Annotated in this window: 16 protein-coding genes; 6 read left to right on the top strand and 10 right to left on the bottom strand. The window is 68.5% G+C overall.

Going from position 1 to position 17,270, the window contains the following annotated elements; translation table 11 throughout:
• From RHA1_RS28395 to RHA1_RS28385, 3 genes are all read right to left on the bottom strand, one after another.
• Positions 1-2,229, bottom strand: a complete 2,229-nt coding sequence (locus tag RHA1_RS28395) for an acyl-CoA dehydrogenase family protein (RefSeq protein WP_011597921.1) — start codon at positions 2,227-2,229, stop codon at positions 1-3.
• Positions 2,230-2,253: 24 nt separating this feature from the next.
• Positions 2,254-3,417, bottom strand: coding sequence for a steroid 3-ketoacyl-CoA thiolase (locus RHA1_RS28390; RefSeq protein WP_009479064.1), 1,164 nt, complete (start codon positions 3,415-3,417; stop codon positions 2,254-2,256).
• 182 nt (positions 3,418-3,599) lie between these two features.
• Complete coding sequence (locus RHA1_RS28385) at positions 3,600-4,211, bottom strand: TetR/AcrR family transcriptional regulator (RefSeq protein ID WP_011597920.1); 612 nt, start codon at positions 4,209-4,211, stop codon at positions 3,600-3,602.
• A 184-nt stretch (positions 4,212-4,395) separates the two neighbouring features.
• Here RHA1_RS28385 and RHA1_RS28380 point away from each other — a divergent pair, with 184 nt between their 5' ends.
• Positions 4,396-5,934 (top strand): FAD-dependent oxidoreductase, encoded by a 1,539-nt coding sequence (locus RHA1_RS28380; protein WP_011597919.1) that lies wholly within the window; start codon positions 4,396-4,398, stop codon positions 5,932-5,934.
• On the opposite strand, the gene hsaA is transcribed toward RHA1_RS28380, so the two are convergent.
• Complete coding sequence (gene hsaA / locus RHA1_RS28375) at positions 5,935-7,101, bottom strand: 3-hydroxy-9,10-secoandrosta-1,3,5(10)-triene-9,17-dione monooxygenase oxygenase subunit (protein WP_011597918.1); 1,167 nt, start codon at positions 7,099-7,101, stop codon at positions 5,935-5,937. It abuts the gene before it with no gap.
• A gap of 167 nt (positions 7,102-7,268) precedes the next feature.
• Here hsaA and RHA1_RS28370 point away from each other — a divergent pair, with 167 nt between their 5' ends.
• Genes RHA1_RS28370 through RHA1_RS28365 form a run of 3 tightly spaced genes read left to right on the top strand, consistent with a single transcriptional unit; the run spans position 7,269 to position 9,478 of the window.
• Positions 7,269-8,432, top strand: a complete 1,164-nt coding sequence (locus RHA1_RS28370; RefSeq protein WP_050787406.1) for a 3-ketosteroid-9-alpha-monooxygenase, oxygenase component — start codon at positions 7,269-7,271, stop codon at positions 8,430-8,432.
• Positions 8,410-8,664 carry a hypothetical protein gene (locus RHA1_RS52060; RefSeq protein ID WP_081437477.1) on the top strand — a complete coding sequence of 85 codons (255 nt, stop codon included), beginning with the start codon at positions 8,410-8,412 and terminating at the stop codon, positions 8,662-8,664. The genes RHA1_RS28370 and RHA1_RS52060 overlap by 23 nt, the downstream gene beginning before the upstream one ends.
• A gap of 22 nt (positions 8,665-8,686) precedes the next feature.
• The gene (locus tag RHA1_RS28365) at positions 8,687-9,478 is read left to right on the top strand and encodes an SDR family NAD(P)-dependent oxidoreductase (protein ID WP_011597916.1); all 792 of its coding nucleotides are present in this window, start codon (positions 8,687-8,689) and stop codon (positions 9,476-9,478) included.
• A gap of 9 nt (positions 9,479-9,487) precedes the next feature.
• On the opposite strand, the gene RHA1_RS28360 is transcribed toward RHA1_RS28365, so the two are convergent.
• Complete coding sequence (locus RHA1_RS28360; protein ID WP_009479055.1) at positions 9,488-10,273, bottom strand: SDR family NAD(P)-dependent oxidoreductase; 786 nt, start codon at positions 10,271-10,273, stop codon at positions 9,488-9,490.
• Between the two features lie 231 nt (positions 10,274-10,504).
• On the opposite strand from RHA1_RS28360, the gene RHA1_RS28355 reads away from it, so the two are divergent.
• Together RHA1_RS28355 and RHA1_RS28350 are read left to right on the top strand one after the other, a co-directional pair.
• A complete protein-coding gene (locus RHA1_RS28355) occupies positions 10,505-11,320 on the top strand; it encodes an alpha/beta hydrolase (RefSeq protein WP_011597915.1) in 816 nt (271 codons plus the stop codon).
• Between the two features lie 69 nt (positions 11,321-11,389).
• Positions 11,390-12,625 carry a low temperature requirement protein A gene (locus RHA1_RS28350; RefSeq protein ID WP_011597914.1) on the top strand — a complete coding sequence of 412 codons (1,236 nt, stop codon included), beginning with the start codon at positions 11,390-11,392 and terminating at the stop codon, positions 12,623-12,625.
• Here the strand turns inward: RHA1_RS28350 and RHA1_RS28345 are convergent.
• From RHA1_RS28345 to RHA1_RS28325, 5 genes are all read right to left on the bottom strand, one after another.
• Positions 12,622-13,464 (bottom strand): DUF427 domain-containing protein, encoded by an 843-nt coding sequence (locus RHA1_RS28345; RefSeq protein WP_011597913.1) that lies wholly within the window; start codon positions 13,462-13,464, stop codon positions 12,622-12,624. The genes RHA1_RS28350 and RHA1_RS28345 overlap by 4 nt on opposite strands.
• An 18-nt stretch (positions 13,465-13,482) precedes the next feature.
• Positions 13,483-13,779 (bottom strand): hypothetical protein, encoded by a 297-nt coding sequence (locus tag RHA1_RS28340; protein WP_011597912.1) that lies wholly within the window; start codon positions 13,777-13,779, stop codon positions 13,483-13,485.
• A gap of 125 nt (positions 13,780-13,904) precedes the next feature.
• The gene (locus RHA1_RS28335) at positions 13,905-15,059 is read right to left on the bottom strand and encodes an alpha/beta hydrolase family protein (protein WP_011597911.1); all 1,155 of its coding nucleotides are present in this window, start codon (positions 15,057-15,059) and stop codon (positions 13,905-13,907) included.
• Positions 15,056-15,967 (bottom strand): biphenyl-2,3-diol 1,2-dioxygenase, encoded by a 912-nt coding sequence (gene bphC / locus RHA1_RS28330; protein ID WP_011597910.1) that lies wholly within the window; start codon positions 15,965-15,967, stop codon positions 15,056-15,058. The genes RHA1_RS28335 and bphC overlap by 4 nt, the downstream gene beginning before the upstream one ends.
• Positions 15,968-16,055: 88 nt before the next feature.
• Entirely contained in the window at positions 16,056-17,234 is a 1,179-nt protein-coding gene (locus RHA1_RS28325; RefSeq protein WP_009479048.1) for an acyl-CoA dehydrogenase family protein, read from the bottom strand.
• Between the last annotated feature and the right edge of the window lie 36 nt (positions 17,235-17,270).

Raw genomic sequence — 17,270 nt, 5'->3', positions numbered from 1 at the left:
TCACGCTCCCTTTCCGGGCTCGGGGTCGCGGGGCAGACCCAGCAGTCGTTCGCCGATGATGTTGAGCTGGACGTTGGTGGTGCCGCCCGCGATCGACATGCACTGCGAGTTCAGGAACATCTGCGTAGCGGACGTGCGGGGCTGGTCGCCGAGCAGGGCGCGCGGTCCGGCCCAGTCCATCGCCACCTCCCACACCTGCTGGATGTGTTCGACACCGAGCAGTTTCGCGACCGAAGACTCGGCACCCGGTTGCCCGCCCGCGATCGTTCGCAGGGTGGTGCGCAACCCCATCAGGCCGCCGGACTGTGCGTCGCACAGGACCTTGCCGAGCACGGTCAGCTGCTCTTCGTCGATGCCGCCGGGCAGTTCGCCTGCCAGGGTCAGCAGAGCCTCGCCGCCGGAGCCCAGCGAGGAGTCGTGCGACAGCGACACCCGTTCGTTGGCGAGGGTCGTGCGGGCGAGCTTCCAGCCGTCGCCCGGTTCGCCCACCAGGAGTTCGTCCGGGACGAACACGTCGTCGAGGAACACCTCGTTGAACAGGGCCTCGCCGGTGATCTCGCGCAGCGGCCGGATGTCGAGACCGTCGCTGCCCGACATGTCGATCAGGAAGTACGACAGTCCCTTGTGTTTGGGCACCGAGCCGTCCGTGCGGGCCAGGCAGATGCCCCAATCCGCGTCACGGGCCATCGACGTCCACACCTTCTGCCCCTGCAGCACCCAGCCACCATCCACCTTGGTGGCCCGGGTGGTCAGGCCGGCGAGGTCCGATCCGGCGCCGGGTTCGGAGAACAGCTGGCACCAGACGAGGTCGCCGCGCAGCGACGGAGGCACGAAGCGCTGCAACTGTTCTTCGCTGCCGTGCGCGATGAGCGTGGGCACCACCCAGTTGCCGATGATCATGTCGTGGGGCTTCAGCGCGGCCGCGCGCAGTTCCTCCGCGATCACGAGTTGTTCCACGGCACCCGCTCCCCTGCCCCACGGCGTCGGGAGGTGCGGTGCGGTGTAACCCTTCTCGGCCAGGTACGTCCTGCGCTCCGCCTCGCCCATCGCGGCGGCGGGCGCGAGTTCCGCGACAACGTCGGCGCGGATGTCCTCCGCGTCCGACGGAAGGTCGATGCCGAGGACCCGGCGGGCACCGCCCAGGGTCGCGCGGGCAACGCGCCGCCGCCACGATGCGGTGGACCCGAGCAGGATCCGCAGCGACTGCGCCCGGCGCAGATACAGGTGGGCGTCGTGTTCCCAGGTATACCCGATGCCCCCGAGTACCTGGATGCAGTCCTTGGTGACGGCGAACGCCGCGTCGGGTGCGGTGGCCCCGGCGACCGCGGCCGCGAGTGATGCCTCCGGCGCACTGCAGCGCGGCACGGCCGTCGCGGCCCTGGCACTGCTTCCGGGATTCATCGCACGGGCCGCGTCCCACGCGCAGACACGGGCCTGCTCCGCGAGGCAGAGCATGCGGGCCACCCGGTGCTTCACCCCCTGGAACTGGCCGATGGGGCGGCCGAACTGATGGCGCACGTTGGCGTAGTCGGCGGCGGTGGTCACGGCCCAGTCGGCGACACCCGACGCCTCGGCGGCGAACAAGGTGGCCGCCAGATCGCGAACGCGTTGCGAATCGATCTGCAGCACATCGACTTCGGCGATCGCCAGCCGATTCGCCGCCGCGGTCGCGCTGCGGCGCACCACGTCGTGGCTGGGCAGGTCGGTCACGTCGAGCCGGTCGCGGGCGACCACCACGTAGACGGTCTCGTCGCCATCCGTTGCCGCGAGCAGGAACAGGTCGCCCACCTGCCCGCCGAGGACGTACCCGGACTCACCGTCCAGTGTCACCACTCCGCCGTCCCGGACGAGACGCAGCGAGCCCGGCTGCAGGGCCACCGCACCGAGGGTCGAACCGTCGGCCACCCCGGAGAGCTCACCCGTGCGCCCGGACTCGTGCAGGACGGCACCGAGCAGCACGGTCGGGAGGAAGGGACCGGGCAGCAGGACCCGGCCGAGTTCCTCGGTGACCACTGCCAGTTCCACCAGCCCGCACCCCGCCCCGCCCACGTCTTCGGGCAGGTGGAGTCCCAGTACGCCCAGGTCCGCCAACGACTTCCAGAACAGCGGTCGTTGCTCGGTCTTGGCCTCGACGGCCTCCCGGAGCACGGCCGGGGTCACGGTCCGCGTGGCCCAGCCCCGCACCGAGTCGCGCAGGTCGCGCTCTTCTTCGGTCAATCCCATTGTCATGTCGGCCTCGTCGATCGTTCGGGGTCAGATGCGTTCGATGATGGTTGCGGTGGACAGTGCGCCACCGGCGCACATCGTGACCAGCGCGGTGGAGGTGTCGGAGCGCTCCAGTTCGTGCAGGGCGGTCGTGATCAGCCGGGCCCCGGTGGAGCCCACCGGGTGTCCGAGGGCGATGGCGCCGCCGTTGACGTTCACCTTCGACATGTCGGCCCCGTGCACCTGCGCCCACGACAGCACGACGGACGCGAACGCCTCGTTGATCTCGACGAGATCGATGTCGTCCAAAGACATTCCGGCGCGTTCGAGGACCATGCGCGTCGACTCGATCGGCCCGTCGAGGTGGAAGTACGGGTCGGAGCCGACCATGCCGGACGCGACGATCCTCGCGCGCGGCCGCAATCCGAGTTCGCGGGCACGGCCGCCGTCCATGAGCAGGACGGCGGCGGCGCCGTCGCTGATCTGGGACGAGTTGCCCGCGGTGTGGATATGGCCGTCGATCACGGGCTTCAGGGCCGACAGGGCCTCCGCCGTCGTCTCGCGCAGTCCCCCGTCCCGGGTGACCACCGCGAGTTCACCGGTGGGCGTGCCGGATTTGTCCACGACGGGAGCGGTGACGGGAACGATCTCGCAGTCGAACCGTCCGTCCGCCCAGGCCTGGGCGGCGCGTCGTTGCGACTCGAGCCCGAACGCGTCGACGTCGCCGCGCCCGAGTCCGCGCAGGTCGGCGATGCGCTGGGCGGACGTGAACTGGTCGCCCATGTCGATCGACCAGTCGTCGGGGTACGGGTTGCCGGTCTCCGGTGTGACGGCCTGGCCGAGGAACACCCGGCTCATCGCCTCGACACCGCACCCGATTCCGGCGGAGATCTGGCCGGACGCGATGAGACCCGCCACGACGTGCACGGCCTGCTGGGAAGACCCGCAGGCGCAGTCGAGCGACGTGGCCGCCGTCGTGTACGGCAGTCCCGCGTGCAGCCATGCCTGCCGGGTCACGTTGTTGGACTGCTCACCGGCCTGGGTGACGCATCCGCCGACGATCTGGCCGATGTCCGCCGGGGCGACCCCGGCGCGTTCGAGGACACCCCGCTGTGCGGCGCCGAGCAGTTCGGCGGGGTGTAGTCCGGACAGTGCCCCGCGCCGGCGCCCGATCGGTGTCCGTGCCGCGTCGACGATGACGGCGTTGCCCATGTTCCGCTCCTTGGGTTCTTCTGGCTCGCGGACGCGTCCGCGGCTCATTTTTGAAATGTATTCTATTTTTGAGGAGACATCAATGCCCTTTGCCGTGCGAAATAGTTCTCCGCGCAGCTCAGAGGTCAGGAATGAATTTCATTTCGATCTCGACGGCGAGACGGCCCTACGCCGGCGAGCTGTCAGCGATGCGACAGATTGACCAGCAGCAGGTCACACGCCCTACGAATGTCGGACTCGGCATCGGGAATCGAGACCCGGCCGTTGAGGCAGGACTGGATGACACCGAACCACAACTGCACCAGCAGACGCAGTGCCGTGAGGTCTTCCTCCGTCGGATGTTCGATCCCGGCGGCGTCCAGCATGATCTGCCGGAATGCCCGGTCGACCTTCCCCGCGTCCGGCACGGACGCGACGTTGGCGGTGCTCGTGGATTGGATCATCGCGGTGGACAGTGCGGGCCGTCGCAGCAGACCGCGGGTGGCGCGGACGAGCACGTTGTACACCGCATCCTGCGGCGATTCGCCGGGGGGCGCGCTCTTCTTGAACCCGACACCCATCCGGTCGATCTGGTCGACCATCACGGCGACGAACAGATGCGTCTTCGACGGAAAATACCGGTACAGCGTCCCGATCGCGACGCCGGCGCGTTTGGCCACCTCGTGCATCTGGACCCGGGCGAGTTCCTTCTCGGTGGCCAGTTCGATCGCGGCCTCGAGCATGCGGACGTGGCGGGCCCGCTGTTCCTCCGAACTCGGTTCGGCAGCGTCCCGCACTTCGGCGATTCTCGGCACCCTCGATCCCCCTTTACTCCGCACACAGCCCCGGATCCGGTGTCGATTCTCGCATTGGATCGGGAAAGCATCGAATTTCGTCCGGTGAGTGGGACCGCGCATGCCGCAGGCCGCCCGGATGCGATTGCGTGAACCCCACGACTGGACCGCCAGTCTCCACAGACCATCAACGGAGGAAACGACGATGCAGGACTGGACAACCGAGTGCGACGTGCTGGTGGTCGGTTCGGGGGGCGGCGCGCTGACCGGCGCCTACACGGCCGCTTCGCAGGGTTTGCGCACCCTCGTCCTCGAGAAGACCCCACTGTTCGGCGGCACGTCCGCGTACTCCGGCGCCGCGGTGTGGTTGCCGGGCACCGCCGTGCAGGAGCGCGCCGGCATCGGCGACTCCACGGACAAGGCGCGCACGTACCTGCGCGCAGTGGTCGGTGACGAGGAGATCGACCGTCAGGAGGCGTACGTCGCCACCGCGCCCGAGGTCGTCGACCTCCTCGAACGCGATCCCCACATCGAGTTCGAGTGGCGCGCGTTCCCCGACTACTACAAGGCGCCCGGCCGGATGGACTACGGTCGCGCGATCAACCCGCTCGACCTGCCGAGCGACGAGGTCGGGGACCTGCGTGAGGTCATCCGGCCCGAGGCCGACGTCGACCGGGCCGGGGAACCGCATCCGGAGGGCACACTGAACGGCGGCCGCGCCCTGATCGGGCGCCTTCTCATGGCGCTGCACGGCACCGGGCACGCGGAACTGCGCACCGAGACCGCCGCGCGCTCGCTGGTCGTCGAGGACGGCCGGGTGGTCGGCGCCCTGGCGACGAACGCCGCCGGTGAGACCGTCCGGATCCGGGCGACGCGCGGCGTGCTGCTCGCGGCCGGCGGGATCGAGGGCAACGCGGCCCTGCGCACCGAGAACGGAACGCCGGGCAAGGCGGACTGGAGCATGGGCCCGCGCGGCGCGAACACCGGTGACCTCCTGCGGGCGGCGGTGGACATCGGTGCCGACACCGCACTCCTCGACGAGGCGTGGTGGTGCCCCGGGGTCGAGCTTCCGGACGGCTCCGGCGCTTTCATGGTGGGTGTGCGCGGCGGCATTCTCGTCGACACGTCCGGAGAGCGGTACCTCAACGAGTCCCTGCCGTACGACCAGTTCGGTCGAGCGATGATCGAGCACGGAAGCCGCAGTTCGTATCTCGTGTTCGACTCGAAGGAGGGCGGGCCCGTGCTGCCTGCCATCTCCATTCCGCACATCTCCGCCGAGAAGCATCACGCGGCGGGCACCTGGGTCTCGGCCGACACGATCGAGGAACTCGCGGAGAAGATCGGCGTCCCCGCAGACGCTCTGCGCCGCACCGTCGAACAGTTCAACGACTTCGCCAAGCACGGCGTCGACGAGGCCTTCCACCGGGGAGAGGACCCGTACGACAACTTCTTCTGCCCTCCGGGCACGGGTGCGGACGCGCCACCGAACCCGGCACTGAGCCCGGTGTCGCAGGGCCCGTTCCACGCGGCCCGCATCGTGCTCAGCGACCTCGGCACCAAGGGCGGGGTCCGGACCGACGCCGACGCCCGCGTCCTGCGCGCCGACGGCACACCCATCGACGGACTGTATGCGGCGGGCAACACCAGCGCATCGCTCAGCGGCCGGTTCTATCCCGGTCCCGGAGTGCCGCTCGGCACCGCGATGGTCTTCTCCTACCGGGCAGTTCAGCACATGCGGAGCTGACTACACGAGGTTGTCCTCCACCGGGAGCCCGAACGCGCCCCTGCCGAACAGGGCGAGGGCGCGTTCGGGCTCGTTGGCCACGTGCACGCTGCCCGCGTGGGCGTCGCGCCACGACCGTTCGATCGCGTTGCCGCGCGACAGCGAACTCCCGCCGGCGGTCTTGAACAGCAGGTCGATCGCGTCGAGGGCTCGCTCGGTGGCGCGAACCTGATCGCGGCGCACCCGCAGACGCAGACCCATGGGGAGTTCCTCCCCGGCCTCGGCCAGTTCCCACAGTTCACGCACGTTGCGATCCATCTGCAGTATCGCGGCGTCGATCTCGGACGACGCCCGGGCCACCGCGACCTGGGCGAACTGGTCGTCGACGAATCGGCCGCCACCGAGGCTGAGCCGCACTCGTTCCCGCATGAACGTCAAGTAGCGTTCGTAGCACCCCGCGACGACACCGACCCCCGGCGCCGCGACGGTGGTGGTGAAGAGCGTGGCGAACGGCAGCCGGTACAACGGTCCCCGGTTCACCTTCTGCCCGGGTCCGCGCAGTTGCGCCGTCTCGTAGTTCCTCTTGATCCGGTAGTCGGGAACGAACACGTCCTCGGCGCTGATCTCGTTGCTGGCGGTGCCGCGCATCCCCACCACGTCCCACACGTCGTGGATGCGGTAGTCCGACCGCGGCACCAGCGCGGTCATGAAATCGACCGGGCGGCCCGCGGTCCCGACCACCATCGCGCCGAGCAGCGCCCACGACGCGTGCTCGCAGCCCGAGGAGAAATGCCAGTCCCCTGTCAGCCGGTAACCGCCCTCGACCGGAACGAGCCGCCCGACGGGTGCGTAGGCGGACGACACGAGTACCGAATCGTCGTGGCCCCACACGTCCCGCTGCGCCCGGTCGTCGAACAGCGCCAGGTGCCACGGGTGCACACCGAGCACGGACGCCAGCCAACCCGTCGAACCGCACACACCGGACACGGCGCGCACCACCTCGTAGAAGTGCACCGGATTGCTTTCCGTGCCGCCGTACCGCCTGGGCTGCAGCATCTTGAACATTCCGGCGTCGCCGAGCTCACGGATCACCTGTTCGGACACCCGCCGCGACTCGTCGACCTTGTCCGCGCGTTCCGCGATCATCGGCAGCAGGCCGCGGACCGATCCCAGGACCTCGTTCGTCATCTGTCGGAGGGTAGGGCGATCACACCCGCGTGTGGATGTGCGTCTCGCTCAACGGGAAACACCGCCTCACCGCCCGGTCCCGTCCAGTGGGACAACGCGATGCGCGCCGTCCACGCTCACTTAGCGTGCAGGGCACCGCACAAGCCCAGGAGAGGACGGGACGCATCGTGACCACCCAACAGTCCGAGACAGTCGAGGTACGCGAAATCGACGCGGGCGCAGCGCCCACCCGATTCGCCCGTGGATGGCACTGCATCGGATTGTCCGAGGCATTCCGGGACGGCAAGCCCCATTCCGTGCAAGCGTTCGGGACCAAGCTCGTCGTCTTCGCCGACAGTGCGGGCGATCTCACCGTGCTCGACGGCTACTGCAGGCACATGGGCGGCGACCTCAGCCAGGGCACGGTCAAAGGCGACGAGGTGGCGTGCCCGTTCCACGACTGGCGGTGGGGAAGCAACGGCCGGTGCAAGAAGATTCCGTACGCACGCCGGGTTCCGCCGCTCGCCCGGACCCGGTCGTGGCACGCGCTCGACCAGGACGGGATGCTGTTCGTGTGGAACGATCCGGAGGGCAATCCGCCGCCCGTGGACGTCACGATTCCCCGCATCGACGGCGCACTCGACGACGAGTGGACGGACTGGGTCTGGTACCGGACCACGGTCGACACCAACTGCCGCGAGGTGGTCGACAACATCGTCGACATGGCGCACTTCTTCTACGTGCACTACTCGTTCCCCACCTACTTCAAGAACGTCTTCGAGGGCCACGTCGCCAGCCAGTTCATGCGCGGCCAGGCCCGCGACGACATGCGCCCGCACGCGTCGGGACAGCCCCGCATGCTCGGAAGTCGCTCGGATGCTACGTATTTCGGACCTTCGTTCATGGTCGACGACCTGACGTACCGCTACGAGACGCACGATGTCGACTCCGTGCTGATCAACTGCCACTACCCCGTCAGCGCCGACAAGTTCGTGCTGCAGTACGGCATCATCGTCAAGAAGTCGAAGGAACTCGACGGCGAGGCGGCCACCGAGATGGCGAAGAGTTTCGGCACGTTCATCGCGAAGGGTTTCGAGCAGGACATCGAGATCTGGAAGAACAAGACCCGCATCGAGAATCCGCTCCTGTGTGAGGAGGACGGCCCGGTCTACCAGCTGCGACGGTGGTACGAGCAGTTCTACGTCGACGTCGATGCGGTGACCCCGCAAATGACCGAGCGGTTCGAGTTCGAACTCGACACCACCCGGCCGGTCGAGTCGTGGAAGCGGGAAGTGGAAGAGAACCTCGCACGAAAGGCGCGCGAAGCCGATGCAACCGCTGCAGTGCACTGAGTGCGGCGCGAGCGTCCTGGTCCGGAAGAACAGCTGGGAACACACTTCCGTTCAGTGGGACGACGCAGCCCGAGCCCGGTGCCGCGAGATCGGCAGTGCGGGACCGGGGCGCCCTGGCGCTCCCCGTAAAGAATGCGCGGCGCTGACGGCGTCGATCACCCGAGCCGCGGAAGAGGGTGCCGTCCCGGTGCGCGATCCCGACCCCGTCCCGACGCCCGTCGCCGCCCACTGAACGATTTCCGGAAGGACACAACATGATCGACACCGAGCGCTACGGGCCGTGGGCCGTGATCGCAGGCGGCTCCGAGGGTGTGGGCGCGAGTTTCGCCGAGGAGCTGGGCCGCGCGGCGATCAACCTCGTGCTGATCGCCCGCAAACCCGGGCCGCTCGAGGAGACCGCGGCCAAGGTCCGTGCCCACGGCGTCCTGGTGCGCACACTCGCGCTCGATCTTCTCGATCCGGACGCCCTCGACCGGATCCGCACGGCCACCGACGACGTCGAGGTCGGGTTGATGATCTTCAACGCCGGAGCCAACAGTTACGGACACGAGTTCGTCAGCGGAGACCTCGCCGGCTTCCACCGCGTCATCGACCTGAACATCACCTCTCAGCTGCACCTGTCGCAGCATTTCGGTGCGAGGATGAAGGACCGCGGCCGCGGCGGCATCGTGCTGGTCGGTTCGCTGGCCGGGTACCTGGGTTCGGAAGACCAGAGCATCTACGCCGCATCCAAGGCGTTCGGCCGGATCTTCGCGGAAAGCCTCTGGCTCGAACTCGCACCGTTCGGCGTCCACGTGGTCGAACTGGTCCTCGGCGTCACCCGCACGCCTGCGATGGTCCGGGCGGGCCTGAACTTCGATCTTCCCGGAATGAACGTCGCCGAACCCGAAGACGTTGCCCGTGAGGGGCTCGCACACATCGCCGACGGGCCGGTCTGGGTGGCGGGCGGCAACTACGACGCGGCCCGCAAGCGTAGCGGTTTCCCCCGCGACACCCTGGTGCGCGGGGCTGCCGAGGGAATGCGGAAACTTCTGGGCCGCCGTTAGACTCGAACGTCAGAGGGTGGTGACGAGCCCGCCGTCGATCACGAAATCGGACCCCGTCACATTGCCCGCCCGGTCGCTCGCGAGGAACACGACGAGATCCGCCACCTCCTCCGGACGGGTGAACCGGCCCGTGACCGCCTGCGTCGCGGCACGCTCCGCCACTGCCTCCGGGTCGCCGCCTGCGGCGCGCGCCACCGTGGCGGCGACCCCGTCGTCGCCGAGCCACAGGGCGGTCGACACGGGACCGGGACTGACGGTATTCACCCGAATACCCAACGGTCCCACCTCTTTCGACAGAGCCTTCGAGAAGTTGGTGAGCGCGGCCTTGGACGCGCAGTAGTCGATGACGGTGGGGTCGGGCAGGAAACTGTTGACCGAACTCGTGGTCACGATACTTCCCCGGCCCGCCGCGATCATCGTCGGCAGAGCGGCGCGGATCGTCCGCACCGCCGACATCAGGTTGAGATTCATCGTCGTGATCCAGTCTTCGTCGGTCACGTCGAGGAAACCGGTCAGTCTCGGGTGGGCGGCGCCGACATTGTTGACGACGACGCCGAGACTGCCCCGAGCAGTGGCGGCGGCGACGAGTTCACCCGGGCCGGTGGGGGTCGACAGGTCGACGCTCACCGCCTCCACCGTTCCGCTGCGGACGAGTTCTTCCAGTTCGGGGCCGGGCGAACGCGCCCCCGCCACCACGAACGCGCCTTCCGCGGCGAGCGCCCGGGTGATGGCGAGCCCGATACCTTTGCTGGCTCCGGTGACCACGGCGACGGTGCCGCCCAACGCGAGATCCACGGGGATTCCTCCTGACGAGAGCGGAGCGTGCACACACGAGCGAAAAGTCCCCCTCCGATCACGCTAGCCGAAATGATGCCGACCGCGCTGCGGGCGAGTAATCTCAGCGACGAAGGGCCAGGCCACGGCGTTGCTCTCGTATGACGGTGCCTGTCGTCGCACGACTACACCTGGCGCGCAGGCCCCTTCACCCCTACCCACTGTGTTCTTTCCTGACTCGGGAGACGAGTGATGCGACTTCTTCGACTACGAACCGCCGTTGCCGCGTGCGCGATCGCGGCTGCCGGAACGCTCATCGTGGGGGCCGGACCGGCCGTCGCCCAGGACCTGCCGACAGTGGTGCTGGTCCACGGTGCGTTCGCCGACACCACCAGCTGGGATGCGGTGGCCGCGGAACTGCGCGGCCGAGGGTACGAAGTCGTGGTCCCGGACAACCCGTTGCGCGGACCGGCGTACGACTCCGCCGCCATCGAGAAGGTGCTCGCGGACATCCCGGGACCGGTGGTGCTCGTCGGTCACTCCTACGGCGGCGCGGTCATCACCAACGTGCATTCGCCGAACGTCGAGGCCCTCGTCTACGTGGCGGCCTTCGCCCCGGCGCAGGGCGAGCCCGTCATGCTGAACCTCGACCCGATCCGGTTTCCCGGCAGCCAGCTGCTCCCACCGGTGCTGCAGGTGAAGGTTGTCGAGAACGATCCCACCGGAATCGCCGGGAGAAACCTCGACGGTTACATCGATCCCGGCCGCTTCCACGAGGTGTTCGCCCAGGACGTCTCGGACGCCACCGTCGCAGGCATGATCGCGCACCAGAAGTCGGCTGCGCTCGTCGCGAACCTCGAGCCGACCGCCGATCCGTCGTGGGCGTCGACACCCAGCTGGGCCATGGTCGCGCAGAACGATCGCGTGATTCCGGCGGCCGCGGAGCGGTTCATGGCGACGCGCGCGGGAGCCCGGATCACGGAAGTTTCGGCGTCGCACGCCGTCCTGGTGTCCCAGCCCGGCGCGGTCGCGGACCTCGTGGTGCAGGCAGACCAGGGAACTCCGTAGCGGACCGCCGTGAACACGCCCGGACAACCGGCACCGAACAGCAGAAGGCTCGCCCACCGTGTCCAGAAGATGGTCGGGCGTGATCCGCACGAGGAACACCGTGCGGCAACGCCGCTGGAGCTGCTGTTCGACCTGACGTTCGTCGTCGCGTTCGGCGTCGCCGGCGATCAGTTCGCGCACCTCGTCGCCGAAGGACACGTCGCCGCCGGACTCGCGGGATTCGCGTTCGCGATGTTCTCGATCATCTGGGCGTGGATCAACTTCTCCTGGTTCGCGTCGGCCTACGACACCGACGACTGGATCTACCGGGTCACCACCATGATCCAGATGATCGGCGTCATCATCCTGGCGCTGGGCATGCCTCCGATGTTCGCGTCCATCGACCGCGGGGTCGAACTCGACAATTCCGTGATGGTGTCCGGGTACATCGTCATGCGCATCGCCATGGTGTTCCAATGGCTGCGCGCAGCCAAACACGACCCCGAGCACCGTTCCGCGTCACTGACGTATGCCACGATGCTCGTCCTCGCGCAGATCGGCTGGGTCGCATCGGTGATCGCGCCCCTCACCGTCGAGTACGCGTTCGGCCTCGGCGCGATACTCATCCTCGTCGAGCTGACCAGCCCCGTCATCGCCGAACGGTACAAGGGCGGAACACCCTGGCACGCACACCACATCGTCGAGCGTCACGGCCTGCTCGTGATCATCACCCTCGGCGAAGGTGTGATCGGCACCGTGGCATCACTGTCCGCGGTGGTCGAACACCAGGGCTGGACGCTCGACGCGATACTCGTCGCGGTCGCCGGCATCGGGCTCACGTTCGGACTGTGGTGGGTGTACTACACCCTGCCGTCGGCCGAGGTGCTCGCGGTGTACCGCAGCCGGTCGTTCGTCTGGGGTTACAGCCACATCGCGCTCTTCGCGTCGCTGGCCGCGGTGGGGGCCGGACTACACGTGGCCGCGTACTACATCGAACACGCCTCCCACATCGGCGCGACGGCGACGGTGCTCTCCGTCGCCGCGCCCGTCGCGATCTTCCTCGCGGGCGTCTACGCGCTGTACACGTATCTGCTGCGGGTGCCCGACCCGTTCCACATCCTGCTCCTCGTCCTGACCGCGGCCACGATCGCGCTCGCACTGGTGCTGGCCGCGCAAGGCGTGTCGATGGCGTGGTGTCTGATCGTGGTGATGCTGGCACCGGTCGTCACGGTCGTCGGATACGAATTGCTCGGGCACGCCCACGAGGCCCGGGCGCTCGAGATCGTCCTCGGCCGCGCAGACACCGGCACCCGCGAGAAGTACTAGGACCAGGGGGTCACCGGCCGAGGCCGGGCCACACCGTCGACGACCAGATCGAGCCGCTCGTCGAAGAACGCCACGAGTCCCCGAACTTCCGATGCGTCGACGAGGGGCTCGTCGTATCGCCACGCGATGTCGTGAAGCACTCCGCCGGCGGTGACCGCGGACCGGTAGGCGGCCTCGCCCTTGTAGGCGCAGTACGACGTCGTCGCACTCGGTTGCAGCTCCGCGACGACGTCGCCGGGCGGCAGGTAGTAGCGGACCGGAAGTAGTGTTTCGAACAGCATTTTCGCCCGCCGAGTGTGGGCGAGGAGGGTGTCGCCCAGCATCACCCGAATATGGCGGGACGTGCGGCGAACGTCGATGCGCTGGAACGGGTCGTGCGGATGACCGACGATCTCGTCGTCCTCCTCGAGCCAGCGGTCGAAGCCGTCGAAATCGAGAACCACGTACCCGGTCAGGCCCTCGTCTCCGGGCCGGAACCCCACGGCGTACTCCGCGCCGGCGGTACGGAGCACGACGGGTTCGCCCTCCGTGCTGTGCACCGAGAACGGCACCCGCGGATCGAGTACCGGCATCGTCGTCACGTCCGGCAGGGCGAAACCGACGTCGCCGGCGCCCTCGACCGGCACCGAATCCGTTGGCTCCGGCGACAACTCCGCGTCGATGTCCTCCGCCGGCACCGCGTACGTGGGAACGACGCGCCGCGGTTCCCAGACCAGGACCGCACGGTCACTGTCGACCACCGTGGTCCCGTTCAGCACCGCACGGATCCGCTTCGCCGTCGGCTCGTAGCGAAGCTCGCGCAACTGACGTCCGATGCTGTCTCGCAGTCGTAGGCCCATAATTCGAGACTAGGCCTGTCATCGGGCCAGGCCGAGGGAAGCGATGAGGTCCTCGTGGAACTCGAACCAGGCGCGGTGGCAGGAGTCGCGGTCGGTTGCCGTGATCCAGGCCGGATCGGTGCCCGCTCGCTCGAGGGCACCGGCGAACCGCCGGTGATAGCCGGCGAACCGGTCCATGCCCGCGACCAGGGGCGCCTCGAATTCGGCCAGGGCGTCGGCCGCGGTCGCCAGCCGGGTGATCGTCTCGTCGAAGGTCACGGTCGTCTCGCCGAAACCCATCTCGGCCAGCTGCCAGGCGGTGCACGCGTCCGCCACGGCAACGTTGTGCGCAGGAAGTCCTGGTGGACCTGCCGGTGGTCACCCGACCACCACACGCCATCAACAGTCTGTTGTCAACGCTCTGTTGATGGTTGTGTAGTCGGGTCGAGGTCCCGGCGTCCTCAGCGAGCGAGGATCCCGGCGACGAACTCCTGCGCGTCCTTCTGCGACACGCCGATCGTCCCGCGATGGTCCACACCCTCGTACGTCCGATAGGTCAGTTCGTTCCCGTTGTCCTGCAACGTCTTCACCATCAGATCCGTCGACGGCTTGCTCACCACCAGGTCGCCGGAACTCTGCGCGACCAGCGTCGGAACCTGCACGTGGACCCTCGACGGCTCCTGGCGTGCCAAATACTCGGTGAGCGGTCCCAGGTCGGCGTCGGGACGGAAGACCTGATCGGCGGGCACGGGCGGGACCTTCCGGATGTCGTCGATGCACCCGGTCCGCGCCACCGTCAACAGCGATTGCGCCTGCTCCGTCAGCAACGCCGACGGGTCGATGGCAGGATCCGCTGCCTGGGCTCCGAGGAGGATCAGCGGGAGGAACGCCTCGGCCGCTTCGATACCCGGAACACCGGAGCGGAAGTACTGCGGCGTCTGGTCGAGCCCGTTGCCCGGGGCGATCGCCACGGCACCACCGAGGTGCAGTTCCGGGGCGCGCTCCCCGCCCTGCGCGGCGGTGAACAACGCCGCCTGCCCACCCTGACTGTGGCCGATCACGAACCACGTCGAGCCGACCGCCGGATCCATCGCCCGGGCGGCGCGGACGATGTCCACGACGGCGTTCGTCTCCGTGTCACCGTTGACGTACGGGTGGATGCCCGGCGTGCCCAGACCCTGGTAGTCCGTGCTCACCACCGCATATCCCCTGGCGACCCAGTCGTCGAGGGACGCGTTCACCCCGGAGAGATAGCCGTGGGCTGGGCCGCCGGCGAAATCCGCGGACGGGGCGCAGGCGTCGGCGACGCCGGTCGTGCCGTGCGCCCAGCTGATCACCGGATATCCGCCCTCGGGTGCCGGCGTGCGGGGAATCGATACGGTGCCCGACACCACGACGGGGTCGCCGTTGCCGTCCTGCGACGCGTAGGTGATCACCTCGTTCCGCGCGGCGCTCGGCAGTGCCGGACCGTCCGCGACTGCGCGGGACGACAGCAGCTGTCCCGGCCGGAGTGCGGCCGGATCCGCCGCCGTCTCGGAAGTCGCAGTGGAACAGGCACTTCCACCGAGGAGGACGAGCGCCGCCACCGCTCCGATCCGGGCACGCGACAACGTCATGAGAACGCCGCCAGCGGCTCGGAACCCGACCAGTCGTGACCCCAGTAGCTGTCGGCCGTAATTTCCTCGGCGGTGTAATGCTTCTCGTCGACGAGCACGCCCTCCGTCCCGAACTCGAGGTCCCAGCCGCCGGGGGCACGCACGTAGAACGACACCATGCGGTCGTTGGTGTGGCGACCGAGGGTCGACGAGATGGAGAAGCCGAGCTTGCCGAGCCGGTCGAGTGCCTGCCCGACGGCGTCGAGCGTGTCGACCTCCGTCATCAGATGCACCATCCCGGGTTCGCCGCTGTGCGGCGCAGGGCACAACGCGAGGCTGTGATGGCGCTGATTGACACCCATGAACCGCACGCGGCGGGCCGGTCCCGGGGCGTCGGCCGGTCCGAGCCGGATCGCCCCGCGGGGCAGGAAGCCCAGCACCTCGGTGTAGAACGTGTAGGCCTCCTCGAACGCCGGGGTCGGGAGGACCACGTGCCCCAGGCCCTGTGCGCCGGTGACGAACCGCCCGCCGTGCGGGGTGACGACCGGACTGTGGTCGAGCACGGGTCCGAAGAACACCTCCACCCGTGTGCCGGACGGATCGTCGAACGCGATCACCTGCTCGGCGTCGCGGTACCGCGACTCCTCCTCGGACAAGACGTCGACCGTGACACCCGCCTTCTCCACCTGCTCACGCACCCGCTGGAGGGCGAACTGGTCGCGCACCTCCCACCCCACCGCGAGCGCCTTGTCGGTGTCGCCCGGGAGGACGATCAGCCGCGACCGCCGCTCGTCGACGCGCAGGTACAGGCCGTCGGGCTCGGGGCCGGAACCCTCGGCCATGCCCAGCCCGTCCACCACCAGCCCACGCCAGCGTGGCACGTCCTTCGTCTGGATCCTGAGATAGCCGAGCCCTCGAATGTCGGTCATGTGAACGTCCTTTCCTGGAGGCGGCTCCGCCGCCCGTGCGTGGTTGACGAGTCCCTGCACTCCTTAACCACTCACGGGTGCGGAGCGCCTAGATCATCGACCGGTGGATGCCCTGAGGTTCCCCGCCGAGCTGAGTCAGCGCCGAGGAGTGGAAGATCGAACCCGGCACATGGATGGCGTGGGAGAGGCCGGCGTGGGCATCCCGCCAGAAGCGCTGCAGGGGTGTCTTCAGTTGGAGCGCACCGCCACCGGATCGCGCGAAGATCTCGTCCACGGCGCGCACTGCCCGCCAGGCCGCGGCCGTCTGCGTGCGCCGGCCGATGGAGCGGAGTTCGAACGAGACGTCCTGGCCCTTCTCGGTCATGTCCCAGAACCGATCGACCGTCTCGAGGATCGCCGCGCGCGACGCCGCGATCTCCGCCGCCGCCTCGCCGATCGCGAACAGCACGTACGGATCGTCCTTGATCGCGGTGCCCGACACGGTGACACGTTCACGCTGCGCGTTCAGGTGGCAGGCCAGGGCGCCCTCGGCGATGCCGATCAGCGACGACGTGATGCCGAGCGGGAAGATGCACGAGAACGGGAAGTTGTACAGCGTCTGGGTGCGGCCGAACTCCTTCGGCGCGGACCCGTCGAAGACCTTGTCGGCCTGCAACGTCCGGTGCTGAGGAATGAACGCATCCTTGACGATCAGGTCCTTGGACCCGGTGCCGCGCAATCCGACGACGTTCCAGCTGTCCTGGTCGATGTCGTAGTCCGAGCGTGGCAGCAGCACGTGCAGGATCTGCGGGGGCATCACCCGGTTGCCGTCCCGGTCGCCGACCGCGGCGCCGATCATGATCCACCCGCAGTGGTCGGTGCCCGAGGAGAACGACCACCGGCCGTTGAGGACGTAGCCGCCGTCGGTGGGCACGGCCACCCCCATCGGGGCGTACGGCGAGGCCATCCACATGTCGGAGTCCTCGCCCCACACCTCGTCCTGGGCCGTGCGGTCGAAGAACGCCAGTTCCCACGGGTGGACGCCGACGATGCCGCTCACCCAGCCCGCGGCCCCGTCGATGGCGCCGATGCCCATTGCGGTCTCGGCGAACTCGCGCGGATGCGATTCGTAGCCGCCGTACTCCGTGGGCTGGAGCATCCGTATCACTCCGGAGTCGCGCAACCGTTTCGCGGAGGTGTCGGACAGGCGCATCAGCTTGTCGCCTTCGGCGCCTTCCGCTCGGATCTCGTCCGCGTACTGTTCGATCCTGTCAAGAACCTGGCCCATGATGATCTCGGCTTTCTGGTGTCGGTACCCGGCGAA

Origin of the sequence: Rhodococcus jostii RHA1, from assembly GCF_000014565.1 — a bacterium.
Taxonomy (GTDB): domain Bacteria; phylum Actinomycetota; class Actinomycetes; order Mycobacteriales; family Mycobacteriaceae; genus Rhodococcus_F; species Rhodococcus_F jostii_A.
Note: the sequence above shows the minus strand (reverse complement) of the source record. Positions and strands in the feature narration are given on the sequence as shown.